General features: G+C 39.1%; 20 protein-coding genes and 1 other annotated feature. Of the genes, 15 read left to right on the top strand and 5 right to left on the bottom strand.

All coding sequences use genetic code 11. The annotated features are described in order from the left end of the window. Positions 1-116 precede the first annotated feature (116 nt). On the bottom strand, positions 117-1,010 hold the full coding sequence (locus KFQ09_RS16650) for a LysR family transcriptional regulator (protein ID WP_017367678.1): 894 nt from the start codon (positions 1,008-1,010) through the stop codon (positions 117-119). Positions 1,011-1,138: 128 nt separating this feature from the next. On the opposite strand from KFQ09_RS16650, the gene KFQ09_RS16655 reads away from it, so the two are divergent. The 6 genes from KFQ09_RS16655 to KFQ09_RS16680 all read left to right on the top strand — a co-directional run bounded on the left by KFQ09_RS16655 (position 1,139) and on the right by KFQ09_RS16680 (position 8,384). Further along, positions 1,139-2,581, top strand: coding sequence for an alanine/glycine:cation symporter family protein (locus tag KFQ09_RS16655; RefSeq protein WP_255835829.1), 1,443 nt, complete (start codon positions 1,139-1,141; stop codon positions 2,579-2,581). Continuing rightward, on the top strand, positions 2,578-3,735 hold the full coding sequence (locus KFQ09_RS16660) for an iron-containing alcohol dehydrogenase (RefSeq protein WP_039167138.1): 1,158 nt from the start codon (positions 2,578-2,580) through the stop codon (positions 3,733-3,735). Before KFQ09_RS16655 ends, KFQ09_RS16660 begins: the two co-directional genes overlap by 4 nt. Before the next feature lie 237 nt (positions 3,736-3,972). Beyond that, complete coding sequence (locus KFQ09_RS16665; protein ID WP_007501410.1) at positions 3,973-4,722, top strand: glucose 1-dehydrogenase; 750 nt, start codon at positions 3,973-3,975, stop codon at positions 4,720-4,722. 77 nt (positions 4,723-4,799) lie between these two features. Continuing rightward, positions 4,800-5,040 (top strand) — a binding site (T-box leader). 53 nt (positions 5,041-5,093) lie between these two features. Continuing rightward, complete coding sequence (locus KFQ09_RS16670; protein ID WP_048001496.1) at positions 5,094-6,314, top strand: MFS transporter; 1,221 nt, start codon at positions 5,094-5,096, stop codon at positions 6,312-6,314. A gap of 70 nt (positions 6,315-6,384) precedes the next feature. Beyond that, positions 6,385-7,425 carry a 2,3-butanediol dehydrogenase gene (locus KFQ09_RS16675; RefSeq protein ID WP_008342621.1) on the top strand — a complete coding sequence of 347 codons (1,041 nt, stop codon included), beginning with the start codon at positions 6,385-6,387 and terminating at the stop codon, positions 7,423-7,425. 128 nt (positions 7,426-7,553) lie between these two features. Then, a complete protein-coding gene (locus KFQ09_RS16680; protein WP_007501404.1) occupies positions 7,554-8,384 on the top strand; it encodes a manganese catalase in 831 nt (276 codons plus the stop codon). A gap of 35 nt (positions 8,385-8,419) precedes the next feature. Here KFQ09_RS16680 and KFQ09_RS16685 read toward each other — a convergent pair whose 3' ends face one another. Genes KFQ09_RS16685 through KFQ09_RS16700 form a run of 4 tightly spaced genes read right to left on the bottom strand, consistent with a single transcriptional unit; the run spans position 8,420 to position 11,462 of the window. Next, on the bottom strand, positions 8,420-9,133 hold the full coding sequence (locus KFQ09_RS16685) for an amino acid ABC transporter permease (protein ID WP_255835830.1): 714 nt from the start codon (positions 9,131-9,133) through the stop codon (positions 8,420-8,422). 12 nt (positions 9,134-9,145) lie between these two features. After that, positions 9,146-9,844 carry an amino acid ABC transporter permease gene (locus KFQ09_RS16690; protein ID WP_008342617.1) on the bottom strand — a complete coding sequence of 233 codons (699 nt, stop codon included), beginning with the start codon at positions 9,842-9,844 and terminating at the stop codon, positions 9,146-9,148. Next, on the bottom strand, positions 9,841-10,701 hold the full coding sequence (locus tag KFQ09_RS16695; RefSeq protein ID WP_125589849.1) for an amino acid ABC transporter substrate-binding protein: 861 nt from the start codon (positions 10,699-10,701) through the stop codon (positions 9,841-9,843). Before KFQ09_RS16695 ends, KFQ09_RS16690 begins: the two co-directional genes overlap by 4 nt. Then, positions 10,698-11,462, bottom strand: coding sequence for an amino acid ABC transporter ATP-binding protein (locus KFQ09_RS16700; protein WP_034646521.1), 765 nt, complete (start codon positions 11,460-11,462; stop codon positions 10,698-10,700). The genes KFQ09_RS16695 and KFQ09_RS16700 overlap by 4 nt, the downstream gene beginning before the upstream one ends. Positions 11,463-11,606: 144 nt before the next feature. Here KFQ09_RS16700 and KFQ09_RS16705 point away from each other — a divergent pair, with 144 nt between their 5' ends. The 9 genes from KFQ09_RS16705 (at position 11,607) to KFQ09_RS16745 (ending at position 17,953) form a co-directional block, all read left to right on the top strand. Further along, positions 11,607-12,776: an acyl-CoA dehydrogenase family protein gene (locus KFQ09_RS16705; RefSeq protein WP_146271044.1), complete on the top strand. Its 1,170-nt coding sequence runs from the start codon at positions 11,607-11,609 to the stop codon at positions 12,774-12,776. 161 nt (positions 12,777-12,937) lie between these two features. Then, positions 12,938-13,681: a BPU family class D beta-lactamase gene (blaBPU, locus tag KFQ09_RS16710; protein ID WP_370648337.1), complete on the top strand. Its 744-nt coding sequence runs from the start codon at positions 12,938-12,940 to the stop codon at positions 13,679-13,681. Positions 13,682-13,820: 139 nt separating this feature from the next. After that, positions 13,821-14,288 (top strand): hypothetical protein, encoded by a 468-nt coding sequence (locus tag KFQ09_RS16715; RefSeq protein ID WP_225310441.1) that lies wholly within the window; start codon positions 13,821-13,823, stop codon positions 14,286-14,288. 137 nt (positions 14,289-14,425) lie between these two features. Continuing rightward, positions 14,426-15,082: a hypothetical protein gene (locus tag KFQ09_RS16720; protein WP_050827476.1), complete on the top strand. Its 657-nt coding sequence runs from the start codon at positions 14,426-14,428 to the stop codon at positions 15,080-15,082. Between the two features lie 54 nt (positions 15,083-15,136). Continuing rightward, positions 15,137-15,895, top strand: a complete 759-nt coding sequence (locus KFQ09_RS16725) for an Imm26 family immunity protein (protein WP_017367669.1) — start codon at positions 15,137-15,139, stop codon at positions 15,893-15,895. Between the two features lie 47 nt (positions 15,896-15,942). Next, positions 15,943-16,185, top strand: a complete 243-nt coding sequence (locus tag KFQ09_RS16730; RefSeq protein ID WP_035390920.1) for a DNA-binding protein — start codon at positions 15,943-15,945, stop codon at positions 16,183-16,185. A gap of 65 nt (positions 16,186-16,250) precedes the next feature. After that, entirely contained in the window at positions 16,251-16,634 is a 384-nt protein-coding gene (locus tag KFQ09_RS16735) for a DUF2750 domain-containing protein (RefSeq protein WP_080987804.1), read from the top strand. Between the two features lie 24 nt (positions 16,635-16,658). Continuing rightward, a complete protein-coding gene (locus KFQ09_RS16740) occupies positions 16,659-17,288 on the top strand; it encodes a hypothetical protein (RefSeq protein ID WP_041090861.1) in 630 nt (209 codons plus the stop codon). A gap of 56 nt (positions 17,289-17,344) precedes the next feature. Further along, the gene (locus tag KFQ09_RS16745) at positions 17,345-17,953 is read left to right on the top strand and encodes a hypothetical protein (RefSeq protein WP_052320842.1); all 609 of its coding nucleotides are present in this window, start codon (positions 17,345-17,347) and stop codon (positions 17,951-17,953) included. Positions 17,954-17,961: the final 8 nt, after the last annotated feature.

Here is a 17,961-nt window from a genome sequence, read left to right on the forward strand (position 1 = left end):
CTCTATAGCTATGTAGAGGGCTTTTTGTATACATGTGATTTACTTTAAATGATTGGATAACTCGTTAATATTTAATGGTGAAAGAAATGGAAGGCTGCCCAAATAAATATTTCACACTACCCATTGAGAAGGATATAATCCTCTGTTAAATCAACAAACGCCTTCAAAGCAGGAGACATCCATTTATTTTTATGCCAGAATAGTTGGATTTTCGTTGTGAGACAGGGTCCCATCCAATTGATTTTAATCATATGGCCTTCTGTTATTTCTCTTTTTATAGAAATTTCGGGAAGTACAGCAATTCCTAGACCAGCCATTACACATTTTTTTATGGCTTCTACATCTGCTAGTTCTAGTTTACTTCTCGGTTTTGCTCCTGCCTGTGTCAAAGAGTGTTCGAAGGCATAACGATAATCGCAGTCTTCAGTTAACAACAATCTTTGCTCGTCTAAATCGATAGGATATACTTTTTGTTTTTTGCTCAATGGATTTGTTGGACAGCATACAATGGCCATCGGTTCATCTTTTAATTCTTTTACAATTAAATGTGAGGATACGACAGGATTCATTGATAATAGGGCGACATCAATTTGTCCTTCTAGTAATAGATTTAAAACATCCTTTTCAGCTATTCCGGGACGGAAAATTAGTTCTACTTTAGGATACGTTGTTTGAAAGTCCGTTAAAATATGAGGAAGTCGATAGGTACATTGTGTTTCAGATGCACATATTCTCAAAATGCCGCTTGGCTCACTCATCCCGCCAACAGCCTCTAATGCTTCTCCTGTTAAACCTAAAATCTTATCCGTATAATCTTGAAACTTCATACCAGCTTCTGTTAAAATTACCCTTTTTCCAAGCCTTTCAAAAAGAGGGGTTCCTAACTCTTCTTCTAATGCAGCGATATTTGCCGTGATACTAGATTGAGCATAGCCAAGTATTTGTGCTGTTTTTGTAAAGTTTAAAACTTTTGATGCTGTTTGGAACATCATCAGTTGCTTTATTTCCAACGTCAATCCCTCCTAAATCGGATGAGCCGATTGATGCAATCAGAAAACTTCTATAGATAGATCATAACATTTTTACTATGATAAAAGTAGGCGCTTTCATTATTTAGAATGTTCAGATTTTATAGGGGATGGCTTTGTTTGAAACGATTGTCAATTCAATAAATGACTTTTTATGGACATATATTTTAGTCGTTATGTTAATAGGGATTGGAATCTACTTTACGATGAGAATGAAGTTTATGCAAATTGTCTTACTAAAAGAGATCTTCCGTTCTATTTTTGAAAAAGCTCCAAAAATAAAAGGGAGTCAAGACATTTCTTCAATGCAAGCTTTCTTTATCGGAGCAGCGACGAGGATTGGAACTGGAAATATGGCAGGTGTTGCTATTGCCATCACAGTTGGTGGTCCTGGAGCTATTTTTTGGATGTGGTTTGCAGCAGTTTTAGGGGGAGCTTCTGCATTTGTCGAAAGCACACTCGCTCAAATATATAAAGTGAGAACAAGTGATGGTTTTAAAGGGGGGCCAGGCTATTATATACAAAAGCAATTTGGACTGAAATGGCCAAGTAGGATCTTTGCCTTTTCTGTTATTCTTAGTTTTGGCTTGATTTTTAATGCAGTACAAACGAACACCATCACAAATGCCTTTCGATATTCATTTGGTATCAGTCCAATTGGCATGGGGGTATTCGTAACCATTCTTACGGCTCTCATCATTTTTGGTGGTGTAAAGAGAATTGCCCGCTTTACCCAAATCATTGTGCCAATCATGTCCTCGTTTTATATTATCTTAGCACTTTATGTGATTGTCACAAATATCGCTGATGTACCCGCAGCATTAGCAAGTATTATGAAAAGTGCGTTTGGATTAGAGCAAATGGTTGGAGGCGGAATCGGCGCTGCAATAATGAACGGTGTCAAACGCGGTTTATTTTCCAATGAAGCAGGAATGGGAAGTGCGCCAAATGCAGCAGCTGCTGCCCATGTTTCACACCCAGTAAAACAAGGGTTTGTTCAATTATTAGGCGTATTTTTTGATACATTAGTTGTTTGTAGTTGTACAGCATTTATTATTATGCTATCAACAGTAGAAACAGCAGGTGATTTGTCAGGTATTGAAATTACTCAAGCTGCAATGGCGCAGCATTTCGGTTCTTGGGCTAGTATTTTCTTAGCATTTGCGATCTTTACTTTTGCATTTAGCTCCATTGTAGGTGGCTACTATTACGGTGAAGCCAATATCGGTTTTATTCATCACAGTGTAACCGCGCTATTCGTGTATCGAATCACTGTTTTAATGATGATCATGTTTGGTGCTCTCGCCAACTTACAAATCGTTTGGACGTTAGCGGACTTGTCGATGGCGATTATGGCTATTGTTAACTTGGTTGCCATTGCGATTTTAGGCAAATTTGCTTTTGCGGCTCTAAATGATTACATGGGACAAAGAAAGATAGGAAAAAACCCTGTTTTTTACGCTTCTACCATTCCAGGTTTAAAAGGAATAGAATGGTGGGGAGCAGAAAAACAAGCGATTAAATCAACAAATGAAGGGGTAGAAAATCAATGATAAATTTTGAATATGATTGTCATACGAAAATGATCATGGGGACTGGAAAATCTAAAGATATTGCCTCTATTGTAGAGGACATTGTTTTGCCTAGTGCTACAATTATGATTGTGACTGACCCTGGTGTAAAAAGCGCAGGATTGGTGACGCCTATTGAAGCATATTTGCAAGAAGCTGGTTATTCCGTTGTCGTCTTTGATCAAGTATCTCCAAACCCAAGAGATCATGAATGTCTAACGGGTGCAGAGCTCTTTAGAAAAGTACAAGCATCAGCGGTTATTGCGATTGGCGGAGGCAGCCCAATGGATACGGCAAAAGCCATTGCTTTATTAGGTCCAAATGGCGGTAATCCTGAAGAGTATATAGCAGGGAAGAAGGCGTATACAAATGTATCACCCTTAATTTGTATTCCAACCACGGCTGGAACTGGCTCTGAGGTGACCCGTTCATCTGTGATTACGTTAGCTGCTTCACATAAAAAAATCACCTTAAAACATGCCTTGCTTCGACCAACTATTGCGATTTTGGATCCTGCTCTTACTTCTACTGTGCCAAAAAGTATAACAGCGGCAACAGGTGTTGATGCACTGGTCCATGCGATTGAAGGCTATACATGTAAAGAAACAAACCCTATATCTAAGGCGATGGGAGCAAGCGCAATGAAAACCATTGTGACCTATTTACCGAAGGCGTATGAAGACGGGTCTGATTTAGAAGCAAGATACAAAATGCAGGAAGGTAGTTTACTCGCTGGCTTATGCTTCGGTTCCGCTGATGTAGCAGCTGTGCATTGTTTAGCCGAAGCGCTCGGCAGTCTTTATGATACGCCTCATGGTATCGCAAATGCTGTGTTTTTACCTTATGTCATACAATTTAATGCAGCTGAAAACAAATCATTGCACATAGAGCTTGCAAACATCATGGGCTTTGCAGATAAAACGGATGCAGATGATGTTGCGATTCAAAAATTAATGGATGGTATGTATACATTCACAAAGAATTTAGGTATTCCATCACTAAAAGAATTATCTTATGTAAAAGTAGAAGATTTTGAAAAAATGGCTGAACTAGCAGAACAAAATAACTCTACAAAAAGCAATGTTCGTGCCGTTACGAAAGCGGACTACTTAGATATACTAAAGGCTGCTTTTTAATTATAGTCATACAGAAAAAGAGCCGAATAGAATGACTGAATGATAAACACAAACTTTCCCAGACTTTACACAAGAAGCAAACGACTATGTCGTCAATATGGAGAATTACAAATATACCACCCTCCTAATGTAAGATTTAGGTGGTGGTTTTTCTATGTCCCATTTGACTAGGTATCATGTATACATGAGTGGTATGATAGACGACAACATCTCATGAGAGAAAGGATAGGATAAACGATGAACTTTCACAATAAAACAGTTGTCATCACTGGCGCAGCCAATGGAATTGGTGAGTCGATTGCGTATGGCTATGCGAAAGAAGGGGCGCGTGTTGTGCTTGCGGATATTGACGAAGAGAAGGGCAAGCGCTTGGAAGATCAGCTGAAAAAGGAGTCCTTTGAGGCTTTTTTTAAAAAGACGGATGTGAAACAAGAGAAGGATATTCAAGACATCATGTCGGCTGCTGTGGCTCGTTATCAAACGATCGATATTCTCATCAATAATGCAGGGGTTATGTGTACAAAATCGCCTTATGAGCTAACGGTTGATGAGTTTGATCATGTGCTGCATACAAACCTACGAGGTGCTTTTCTATGTGCAAGGGAAGCGGCACGTTATATCAAAGAGAATCCAAACGGCGGTTCCATTGTGAATATTTCATCTACCCGTGCGACCATGTCAGAGCCTCATACAGAAGCGTATGCTGCATCAAAAGGCGGGATATCAGCACTTACTCATGCGCTGGCTGCTTCTTTTAGTCAGGATCACATAACAGTAAACAGCATTTCCCCTGGGTGGATTGAAACGAAGGATGAGAAAAATTTGCGAGAAATTGACCATCAGCAGCACCTTTCCAATCGAGTAGGAACGCCAAAGGATATTGTCAAAGCTTGTTTTTATTTAACAGATGAAGACAATCAATTTGTGACTGGAACCGATTTGGTTGTTGATGGCGGCATGACTAGAAAAATGATTTATGCGGATTAACATGAAAAAACATTGACGCCTTGACGGAGACGCAGTACAATATAGAACAACTCAGCTGAAGATCGTGATGAAAAAAAGATAAAGCGCAAATAGAGAAGAGTATGTAATGGCTGCCTCACACAGAGAACTCCGTGAAGCTGAGAAGGAGCTGGGAAGCGTTACAGAACCAAGCCTCTTAGCTCTGCACCGGATTCATTGTGATGGTGGTGCAGCGGCATTCTCCCGTTATAGAGATGGGTTAGCGATAACCTGCTAAGGTTCATCTGGTAACAGGTGAATGAACTGAGGTGGCAACGCGGAGTCAATCCCGTCCTCAAGACAGAAATGTCTTGGGGGCGGGATTTTTTTATGACAAAAAGGAGGGCACCACGATGAAAAAACATTGGCGGGATATGAGCATGTTACTTGGAGCGATTGGTATTGCGAACATAGGAGAATGGATTTATATGATTGCTCTCCATCTGCTGATTTTTCAGGAAACGGGCTCCGTTCTTGCTGTAACAGCCGTCTATATGTTAAGACCTGTCTCGGCTCTTTTAACAAATAGCTGGTCTGGTAGTTTAGTAGATAGACTGAATCAGCGGAATGTCATGATCAGTCTAGATCTATGCCGGGCCGTTCTGATTGCTTGTTTACCCTTTGCCTTATTTTCAGGCCACTTATTGATCGTATATGTGATGCTATTTCTCATTCATATGGCACAAGCCATGTTTCATCCAGCTTCGATGGTGTATATGACAGCACTAATCCCGGCGGATAAACGAAAACGGTTTAATGCCATTCGATCTTTGCTTCAGTCTGGTGGATTTTTACTCGGACCCGCCGTAGCAGGGCTGCTTTTTCTCATTGGTACACCAGTCCTTTCAATTTATGTAAATGCAATCTGCCTTTTGATATCTGCTGTTTTGACGATGTGTTTACCGATTTTGTCAAAAGCAGACGGGGCACAAAAGGGTTTTTCTCTCTCGGTATTAAAGGAAGATGCAAAACTTGTCTTTCATTTCAGTCTCACATCCCGTCAAGTGATGGCCGTGTATTTATTATTTAGTGCTGCCATCACGGTGCTGCCGACTGCAATTGACTCACTTGAAGCAGCTTTTGCAAAGGAAGTGCTGATGTTGTCCAATACCGAATATGGGTTTCTTGTCAGTGTAGCTGGAGCAGGGATTATCTTAGGGGCATGTCTCAATACGGTCATTGTCGAAAGGCTGCCTATTTCAGTGATGCTTGGTGCGGGGAGTTTGTTTGTGGCTTTTGGATACTTGATCTATGCTTTTTCAAGCACATTGACTATCGCAGCAGCTGGCTTTTTTGTTCTCGCTTTCTTTTTAGCATTTGCAAACACTGGTTTTATGACTTTTTATCAAACGAATATCCCGGTAGAGGTCATGGGGAGAGTGGCAAGTTTTTATGCGTTATGTGAAGCAGTTCTGACGATGATGATGACAGGAATATGCGGCGCATTGGCGCATGTTTTATCGATACGTACTTCTGTCATAATTGGCTGCCTATGTATGCTTCTTATTTGTCTGTTGCTATGTTTTGTCATTTTTCGTCCATTGACTGTCAAAAAAATAGTGCATCTTACTTAGAAAATTAAAAAAATTATGTTATCATTATTTAAGTAAGTTAATTAAATTGATGAGAAAAGGAGTCTTACAAATGAAAGCACTACGCTGGCACGATCAAAAAGACATTCGACTAGAGGAAATTGACGAACCAACAGTTGCTCCAGGAAAAGTGAAACTGAAAGTAAAATGGTGCGGCATTTGTGGTAGTGATTTACATGAATATTTAGGCGGGCCGATCTTCATTCCTGTGAACGAACCTCATCCACTTACAAAAGAAAAAGCACCCATTACACTGGGACACGAGTTCTCTGGTGAAATTGTAGAAGTTGGAGAAGGCGTGAGTAATTACAAAGTAGGCGATCGAGTGGTTGTTGAACCTATTTTTGCAACTCACGGGCACCAAGGTGCTTACAACTTAGATGAAAACATGGGCTTTTTAGGACTTGCTGGTGGCGGTGGAGGATTCTCTGAATATGTATCTGTCGATGAAGAATTACTTCATTTGTTACCAGACGAAATTTCATATGAGCAAGGTGCACTTGTTGAACCTTCTGCAGTTGCTTTATATGCGGTTCGTTCTAGTAAAGTGCAAGCTGGGGATACAGCAGCTGTGTTTGGCTGTGGACCAATCGGTTTACTTGTCATTGAAGCATTAAAAGCAGCTGGTGCTACTGACATTTATGCAGTGGAATTATCAAAAGAGCGCCAAGAAAAAGCAAAAGAACTTGGAGCGATCATTGTAGATCCTTCTCAGTATGAAGATGTTGTTCAAGAAATCGCACGCCGTACAAATGGTGGAGTCGATGTTTCTTTTGAAGTGACAGGTGTACCTGTTGTATTGAAGCAAGCAATCCAATCAACTAGAATTTCAGGTGAAACAGTCATTGTAAGCATTTGGGAAAAAGGCGCAGAAATTATGCCGAATGACATTGTCATTAAAGAACGTACAGTCAAAGGAATCATCGGCTACAGAGATGTTTTCCCATCTGTATTAAACTTAATGAGAAAAGGCTATTTCTCTGCAGACACACTCGTCACGAAAAAAATCAAGCTGGACGATGTGATCGAAGATGGCTTCCATGCATTAATCAATGAAAAAGATCAAGTGAAAATTTTAGTCAGTGCTGAATAAGTAGGACGATAAAGAGAATGGCAGATGCCGTTCTCTTTTTTTTATAAGAGCATGCGATTTTTCATAAAGAGGGGATCGGCTGAATAGTGATAAGTGCAAAGGTGTTTGTAAATAAAGGATATGACATCATGTTTTATCACATTAAAGAACTGCAATATGAAGCAAAGCCCTCTAAGCCGGACCCTCTTTATGCGAAAAAATTACAAGAGGTGTTAGGCGGTCAATATGGAGAAATCAGCGTGATGATGCAATATTTATTTCAAGGGTTTAACTGCCGAGCGGATCAAAAATATAAAGATTTGCTCCATGACATTGGAACGGAGGAAATCGGTCATGTCGAAATGCTGGCAACGATGATTGCTCGATTACTTGATAATGCCCCAGTTAAAGAACAAGAAGAAGCGTATCAAAGTGATCCAGCACTTGCAGCCGTCATGGGCGGAATGAATCCTCAACATGCAATTGTTGCAGGCTTAGGGGCAATGGCAGCAGATAGTCAAGGGTATCCGTGGAATGCAAAATATATCATTGCAAGCGGAAATTTAATGGCTGACTTCCGGGCAAATTTGAATGCGGAGTCACAAGGCAGACTTCAGGTTACACGGCTTTATGAAATGACCGATGACCGCGGAGTGAAGGATATGCTCTCCTTTCTCATTGCTCGTGATACATATCATCAAAATATGTGGCTGGCTGCAATTAAGGAATTAGAAGAACGAGAAGGGGATGTCGTTGTTCCAACCACCTTCCCGCGCTCACTGGAAAAACAGCAAGTATCCTATGATTTGTTTAACTTCTCAAGAGGAGAAGAAAGCAAAGAAGGCAGATGGGCACATGGCCGAAGTATGGATGGAAAGGGAGAATTCAGATATATTTCTGCTCCTGTCGTGTTCGGCTCTGCGCCTAAACTCAAACCAGCACCGAAAGAACTATATAACACACCGAAAAAAGGAGAATAAAAAAGTCGATCAGGGTTTGTGCCTGATCGACTTTTTTAACGTCCAAGAGATTTTCCGTACACGCTGACTCGTTTCTCTAACAAAGCAAAAGCGAGTTCTAAGAAAATACTAAGCATCCAATAGATCAAAGCAGAGACGAGATACGTTTCTAAAAATTTGTAGCCGTCATTTGCAATGATGCGAGAGATCCCCATGATTTCCAGTACACCAATTGTAAACGAAAGGGATGTGGCTTTTAACAGCTGAATGAGCTGATTCCCTAGGTTTGGCAGGGCAACCACAAACGCTTGCGGTAAAATAATGCGCATCATCGCCTGTCTGGTGGTCATGCCAACGATTTTCGCCGCTTCAAGCTGCCCTCTGTCTACCGCAAGGAGTGCGCTGCGGACCACTTCTGTTAAATGTGCGGCTGAATGCAGGCTGAAGGTGATAAGGGCAACGGTAAGCGGGGAGACCATATCCGGGTGAAAGGTCAACCCAAAAGTGCTATTCATTTTGGTCAGAACAAATGGAATGCCATAAAAGAAAGCAAACAACTGAACAATGAGAGGTGTTCCTCTAAAAAATGAGACATAGAGCGTGACCAGCTGGCGGAGCACAGGGATACGAAAGAGGCGAATGAAAGCAAAAATAGATCCAATCAAAAGGCTCACAGCCATAGAAACAAGTGCAATCAATAAGGTAAAGGGAACGCCTTTTAGAATATGTGGTATTTGGTCAATCGCAAATGATATATCAATGGTTTGCATCAAATCGCCTCCTTAGCGTGACAGGCTGGTGCGGCCTTTCACAAATTTTCTTTCCAGTAGCATCGTGATCAGTTCAATACTGATGCAAATCAGCCAATACACAATTGCAATGATGACGTACACTTCAAACATCCCTATCCCGTAGTTATTACCTAGTATGATTTTGACCTGTCCCATCATATCAATGAGTCCGATTGTAAATGCAATGGCGGTATCTTTCACGAGATCAATGGTGTAATTTCCGAGGTTCGGAAGTGCAATGAGAAAGGCTTGCGGAATAATGATCCTCATTAATGCCTGCGTATCTGTCATCCCAACAATGTAAGCTGCTTCAAGCTGATCTTTCCCAACAGAGGAATATGCACTGCGAAAGACTTCAGATAAATAAGCGCCCGTATGTAACGAGAATGTGATCATCACAAATAACACACGATCCCAATGATTGATTTGAATTCCCGCCATGAGTAAAAGCTGAGGCAGGCCAAAATAAATGAGGAATAACTGAACAATGAGCGGTGTACTTCGTGTAAATGACAAATAAATGACCGCCAATTGTTTCAGCACTGGAATTTGTTTGATTCGAATGCAAGCAAACAGCAATCCGATGATGATGGCAAAAAACAATGACACCACAATCATCAGAAATGTGAGTGGCAGGCGATCAACCACCTGTAAAAAGATTCTTAACCAATCTCCAGCTGTAAACGTCATGGCACTTCCTTCCTTTCTTCATATTGATAGCCTTGCTCTGATATATAGTCAATATCTTGAAAGAAATCAACGCCAAACCATTTCTTCGCAAGGTCAGGTAATGTTCCGTCTTCTATCATCTCTTGTGTCACTCGGTCCAATTGTGATGCTAGTTTCTTTTGACTAGGCTGTAAGACAAGATAAATAGGTTCCTTTGAGACAATGCCGCCCACTTTGACTTTCAGGTGAAGATGTTTTTGAATCGTATCAAAGGTCGAAATATTCATAAAAGCCGCATCGGACCGTCCACTTTCGACTCGTTTTAAATTGAGTTCGTTTGAAGGGCTTTCAATGGTCGTGAGCGGAATTTTCCGATCATTTTCTTCATTATATTGATTTAATATGGAACGAAGGCCGCCGCTAGGACTGACGGGAGCGAGCTTTTTTGATGTCATATCGTCTAGAGATTGAATATCTTGCTCTGATTCATTCACAATTAAACCTGTCATCGAATAGCCGTATGGAACCTTAGGATAAAGAAAGCGTTTTTCACGTTCAGGATTACTAAAAAACCAATTAGCCGCCATTTCAAATTTCCCAGCGCCGATCCCAATTAAATTGGATTCTTCCTCGCCGAAGATATAATCAAAATGAATGTGTGGCAAACGTTTCTCGACTTCATTTAAATAATCGATGTTATAGCCAATCGGTTCGTTGCGGTCATTTGTGGCTAAAAAAGGCGGATTGACTTCTGCGCTTAGTGCGACTTTGACAATTTGTCTGCCATCATCTGTTGTCGTTTTCACACTGCTGCAGCCAATGAGAGAGAGGAGAAACAGAAGGATACTAGCGGCGGTGAATAAAGTCTTGCGCTTCATCTGTCTTCCTCCAATCCTTGCCACATCCCGCGATGAATTCTTGATAAAAATTGTTTCGTCCGTTCATGCTGAGGCTTCATCAGGACGTCTTCTGGTGAGCCTTTTTCAACGATTTCCCCATCTGCCATAAAGATCACTGTATCCGCTACATCTTTTGCAAACGAGATTTCATGCGTCACAATGACCATCGTCATGCCTTGGCTCGCAATATCTTTCATCATTTCAAGGATTTCTCCGACCATCTCTGGGTCTAGTGCGGACGTTGGTTCATCAAACAAAAGCACCGCAGGATTCATGGCAAGAGCACGAGCAATCCCAATCCGCTGCTGTTGACCGCCGGATAATTCACTTGGAAACGCATCTTTTTTATGAAGCAGCCCAATTCGCGTTAACAATTGCTCTCCGATTTTTTCCGCCTCTTTTTTAGACATGTTTTGAGACACAATCAATCCTTCTGTGATGTTTTCAAGTGCTCGTTTATTTTGAAACAAGTGATAATGCTGAAACACCATAGACGATTGCTGTCTGAGTTTTAGAAGATCTTTTTTTCGATATTGTTCAAATTGAATCGTGGCTTCTCCAACTGTCAGCGTTCCTTTGTCTGGGATATCAAGGCTGTTTAAACTGCGGAGAAGGGTTGTTTTTCCTGATCCGCTCGGTCCAATAATGGCGACCACTTCACCTTCTTGTACGGTGAAATCAATTCCTTTTAACACATGAGTTGACCCATAGGATTTATGTAGATTAATAGCAGAAATCATAAAAGCATCACGTTCCTTTGACATATGTACTTAATATTGATAAAATTTAACACATTAAATCCTATAAGTAAAGTGTGTTTTAATAATACCTATTGGATAAATCGGATATGATAGATTGCGAGAAACAGAGGAGTTGGATACGTTTTGTCTAAAGCATTATTTGTCGATACAGATTTTCAAAAAAATTGGCTGAATCAACTAGAATCCCTTCGTGAAACGATCGAACAGTCTGCAAAAGAACATGATGAGGGTGCCTATTTTCCTAAACAGAATATCGAATCATTAGTAGAACTGGGCTATACAACGTTGTCTCTGCCTGTTGAGTACGGGGGCGGGGGTCAATCTGTAAAGGATATGGTCCTTTTTCAAGAAACACTAGGAAGTATGGATGGAGCAACTGCCTTATCGATCGGTTGGCACCAAGGAGTTGTTGGTGAAATTTATGAAAAGAAACTATGGAATGAGAAGCAGCTGCAATTTTTTGCTGAAGAAATCAAAAATGGGGCTCTTGTGAACCGGGCCGTCAGTGAGGCGCAGACAGGGAGTCCAACAAGAGGAGGCAAACCTGGAACAACTGCAACGAAATCAGGAGATCATTGGGTGATCAATGGCCGGAAAACATTCACAACGATGTCACCAGCACTCACATACTTTCTCGTCGGTGTATGGATCGAAGAAAAAGAAGCGATGGGCTTCTTCTTAATTCACCGTGATACAAAAGGTGTTTCTATAGAAGAAACGTGGGATGTTGTTGGCATGAGAGGAACAGAGAGCCATGATTTAATTCTAGATCAAGTGGAAGTCCCAGATGACATGTTGGTTGAAGTGCAAAAAGGACCTCGGGGCGGTATGCTGAATCCTTGGATCGCACATATCCCTTCCTGTTATTTAGGGATTGCGCAAGCGGCAAGAGACTATGCTGTTCAGTATGCCATCACCCATTCACCGAACAGTATTAGCGGAACAATTAGCGAACTGCCAAATGTCCAAACACTGATTGGCGAAATTGATTTACTACTAAAGCAAGCACGCCATGTCATCTATTCAACGACAACATTGTATGAGCAGCCAGAGAAAAGAGAGCTGTTAATCAATGAATTCGGTGCTGTGAAGCATACAGTCGTCAATCATAGTCTGCAAGTGGTCGATAAAGCCATGCGTTTAGTCGGTGCAAAAAGCTTAAGCCTTAGCTGCCCGCTTCAACGTTACTATCGAGACATTCGTGCTGGCCTTCATAACCCACCAATGGACGATATGACGATTTCGAAAATTGCAAAGCAAGCGATAGAAGAGAAAAAATTGAACGTACAATAAACAGAAAGCCGGATAAAACCGGCTTTTTTTATTTGGCAGAAAAGAGGACAAGCGTACCTTATGTCTTATCGCTCAACATGCTAAAATCGATACAAATCATGGGAAAAGGAGCGGTTTTTTTGAAGAAGCATATAAAATGGCTATTTTCCACTATTATGCTGATGGCACTTTTTATCGGCCAACCTTCATCAAGCGAAGGAACATCACCATCGTGGTCAGTAGATGAATTTTTGAAAGATCGGGAAGGCACATTTGTGATTCAAGAAGTAAAAGAAAAATCACCATGGGTGTATAACAAAAAAAGAGCGAACAAGCGCTTTGCACCACAATCAACGTTTAAAATAGCAAATGCCTTAATCGGACTTCAAACTGGCGCAGTTAAAGATGAATACGACATCAAATATTGGGACGGAGTAAAAAGAGAGATTGATAACTGGAATAAGGACCATACACTGGGCTCTGGCATGAGAGATTCAGTCGTCTGGTATTATCAAGCCATGGCGCGTGACATCGGGGAAGAACGGATGAGCCATTGGATAAAAGCCATTCATTATGGGAATCAAGACATATCTGGCAGAATCGATCAATTTTGGCTAAGCAGTACATTACGCATTTCTCCAGTAGAACAAGTTCATTTCCTTAAACAGCTATATGAAGAAAGTCTCCCATTTGACCTATCGGTTATGAGAACCGTCAAGCGAATGATGATACAAGAAGAAGAGAAACACACCACGCTATACGGAAAAACAGGCTCCGGATCAGGAATCGGCTGGTACGCAGGCTTCATCAAACATGAAAACAAAACCTACATCTTCACCACAAATATAGAAGGCACCGGACTAGAAGCAAAAGAAATCACCTATCGTATTTTGAAAAAATATCATTTGGTAGAAGCATCCGTTTAGGGTGCTTTTTTATGTGTGAAAAAGGGATATATAGATAAGTTGATGATATATGGATTAGTTTGAAAGTATGGTATATTTATAGAAATATATTGAAGTGAAATAGTAATCATTATCTTAACAACTATAGGCAATGCAAGAGGTGAAAAATTTGAAAAAAATTAAATTGAATACTTTGACCAAAGAATTTATCGCAGATATCGAAAAAGAAATAACAAAAATCGCTTTGAATATAGTGAATGAAAAACAAATAGATTTTAGAGATTTAGGGTTAACAATCAATGCTGCATTTGGACGATTCGGATATGGGAAGAAATTTAGCGGGAGAGAAGTTCATGTTTCAGATTGTTTTAAAGCAGGTTATCATTCATCCATATATTTTTCAGTAGATTATCTAAATGGCGAAGAGTTTCATGATGGTGATGAGGGAGATGAAGGTTATTGTATAGACCATCTGGATATCTGGGATTGTGTATCAAATAATCTGATCAGCAAAAAAGGATATTTAATTGCATTTGAAAATGAAGTGGATTTGCGAGGAATTATTATACAACTAGTTAATGAATTGTACAAAGAAGCAACAGAAATTCTTCAAATTCTAAGGAGCTAATATTTTAAACTAGCTATATTTAGAAGGGAAGAAAGGGCATTTTAATGGGAATGAGATAGAGCATTTACACCTAAGAAAGCAAGTTTTGAAAAAAGAGTGAGCAAACATTCACAATCTTATTAGGAGGCTTACAAGAAGTGCATTTGAAAAATATACAATTAATGTCAGATGACGATCATGGGAACTTAGCCAGCCAATCCCTTTGTATGACTGAAATGTTTTTATACGAATTAGAAAAGAAATTTCAAACGAAAGATTGTGAGCCTATTGTTTTGATATGTGGGTCTTTTAAAGACTACAAATTAATTAGTACTTTAAAAGATGAACCAGACATCTTATTTTTAAAAAATACGTACGAGCTGGAAGTACCCTTCCGTTACAGTGAATTTGAAAATGCAACAAATAAGAAAAAGATCTTAGCAGATACTTTGGAAAAAGCGATACTCTATCTGTGTGAACTGAAAAATTGGGACAGTCAGCTAGTCAAAGCGACATTTAAGAAAATGAAAGAGAAGGAATATAAAGCGGAGATTAAAGGGAGAACAAAACTAAGTCCCGATAAAAAAAGAAAAGCTTACCCACTTATCGAATTAGATTTAAAACAGTTTACTCTTTATCTTGTAGTTGAAGACAATAAAAGAAATATCTTAGATAAAAAATTAATTGCAAAAACCGATACTTATTTAGAAGAAATTTCCTATCATATGAGAGAGCTTAAGTGGTTAACGGATCATGAAGTGGCACTTTTCAAACGTGCACATAAAACAGTTTATACAAGTATACGTTTATCGTGATAAAGCAAAATGAGAATAACATAAAGAACACAATATATAAAGGGGGTATTCTAAATGGGCTTTTGGGAAGAAGTACATAAGAAAAAGAACATCATAATTGGTGATGATGGATTAGATATTTTTGAAGAAGCGATTGAACAATTCTATGAAATGACTGAGGAACATTTGAAGAGAAAGCCAACGATTGATGAGATGCTTTTGACAATTATGATGGCTTTAAACAATGGAGGTAGTCACTATTTTGATGATTTAAACGACAAAGAAGTAACGGATATTAAAATAACAACTAAAAAAGTAAAAACTTTAAGTAAAGTAGAACCAGGAGCTATATTTGAACTCCCATTAAAAGAAGTTGGGAAATTGAGCTATGCTTTGATCATTTCGGGTGAGGGGAAAAATCAATATGATGATATTTTAATCCAATACTATGATTTGTTTGTTGATGAAAGAATAGAAAAAAATGAGTTAAAACAATTGATAAAAAAAGAGAAAGGACTATTCGTTGCAAATACAGGTCTGACAGGCTTTTTAAATGGTTCATGGAAAGTCATCACAAAAATAAATCAAGATTTTATAAAAGAAGAGGATCTTCAAAATCTGAAATTCGTGGAATACCGAGATGGAAATTATTACGTAAGCAAGGGGAAAGAAGGTCACAATGCACCTGTTATGGACTTAGAGGTTGCTGACCCAAAAACGGCTAAAATGATATTTAACCCGATTGGTATGCTTGGCGAATACACTATTATAAGCATTCTTTCATTATATTTTAAAGGTATGTCAATGGAGGATATTATTAAATATGAAATATAGGCAGTTTACAGCGTAAAATGAGTTTTGAGAAAGGAATGGTGTAATAAATGGCTGAACCAAAAATGCTAGACTGTTTAAATAAAATACGAAATGTCTTAAAGGGGACGATCACAAGAGAACAAGTGTCTGATTGGGCTGAAATTTACGTTTCTGCAGACGATCCAGAAATAGACGATGATCAAGTTTGGGATATGCTGATTCTTTTAAGTGGAATTGATTTGAAAGATTCACCTAATTCTTACTTACATCCTGTAGAGGATTTGAATGACTGGTTAGAAGAATACAAATAGTTCCTATATATGAGCTTGCTAAATTCTTATGATTAAGCCCATTTATAAATAAAAGGAGTGACGCAATGTCCATGCATCCGAAAGAATTAGAAACCACCGTCCAATTACCTGCGAAAAAGCGTTATGACTATTTCATCAAAAAGATTGTTGATTTTGAAGAGGTTTGGTCATTAAGAAACGAGAAGGGGTGGGTGATGTCAGAGGATGAACATCGTGTACCGCAGCTTCATTTTTGGCCGACAGAGGAACATGCCGCTTATTGTGCGATCGACCAATGGGAAAAAACAGTGCCAGAAATGATTGATTTAGACGATTTTATAGAAGAGTGGCTGCCGGGAATGTTAGCAGATGGAATCAATCCGTCCATTTTCTATAATCGAAATAATTCGGTGTCAATTGAAATTCAAACATTAAAAGAAGATATAGAGGAAGAATTAAAAAACTACTAGTTCGACAAGAGTGGAGGTAGTTGTTTGAAACGGCTTGAAGACTTATTTATTCGTTCAGAAAAAGAGTTCAAATTCTATCAGAATTTAGTAGACCATGTGTTTGAAACAAATAAAGAGCTGCCACAACAAGTTTTTCGTAAGACATTTGATTGTTTTTTGTTTCAAGAGTTTGATTGGGCATTGAGTGATGATATTTTACCAACCATAAAAGAGTTATCAACTGTTACACAAGATAGAGAATTTTTGACTGCAGTCCTTCAACCAGATCCAATTGATTATTATTTGAAGGAATTTGGTTATTATCATTGGCTGAAAGCGAGTGTGAACATTTCAGGTGAGGATTATGTAAATGCACTATGGATGCACCCAAAAGGTTCCATAGCGGATAATATAATCACGAATTCGAATATAGTTGTCTGGTTAGCTCATTCTTTGCAGTGGGCGATTTGGGCAGATAGAGATATGGAAATTTGTATCATAGGAATGGTATCAACAAAAGATTCTGTGAAAAATAGGTTATTAAAAGAAGGGTGGAAACCAATGGATCACCCTGTTTTAGCAAATTGGTTTGAAGGATTATTGAAGGATCAAAAAACATTCAATGATTATTACACTCAAATGCTCTCTCATTATGCGTCATGTTACAAGCGGTGAAATGGAGTATCAATGACTGATGATAAACTTACCCGAAGATATGAAAGGAGCATAAAGTGAAAGATTTGTTTATATCCGATCCAAAAGAACTTGAACATGTTCTATCGTTTGTTCATTCGCTCATTCACAGTACGAAGACATTCCCTGATCAAGTGTTGAAAACAAAACCCCCTCATTATTTATTCGAAGAATTCCATTGGCTGTTATCAGATGATAGCTGGGAAATGTTAAAAGGTTTAGCTTTGAATCATCATGATGACTATATACTCATGGCTGTATTAGATGAGCAGAAGAGCATGGATGATTATTATCATGATTTTGGTTATTATCCTTGGGTGAAAGTACCGTTAAACCTCACACCAAGTGATTACCTCGATCTCTTAACGGATTATCCGATAGAGAGTGTAAATGATAGCATAATGGATATTGCTTCACGTGTGATATGGGTTTCCCCTTCTGCGAAATGGATCATTTATGGCGACAGAGGTTATGAGATAGGAGTACTAGCGATTCTTCAATTAGAACAAATGAATAAACAATTGTTAAAAACGTGGAGAATTTTAGATGAGATTGTATTAGGCTGGATTTCAGTTGTATTTCCGAATCAAAAACTTCCTGATGATTTTAGAAAAGAACTGATTCGAAATTATACAAACGTAGAATGAAATAACTT

Origin of the sequence: Bacillus sp. FS02, from assembly GCF_024398395.1 — a bacterium.
GTDB classification, from domain to species: Bacteria; Bacillota; Bacilli; order Bacillales; family Bacillaceae; genus Bacillus; species Bacillus altitudinis.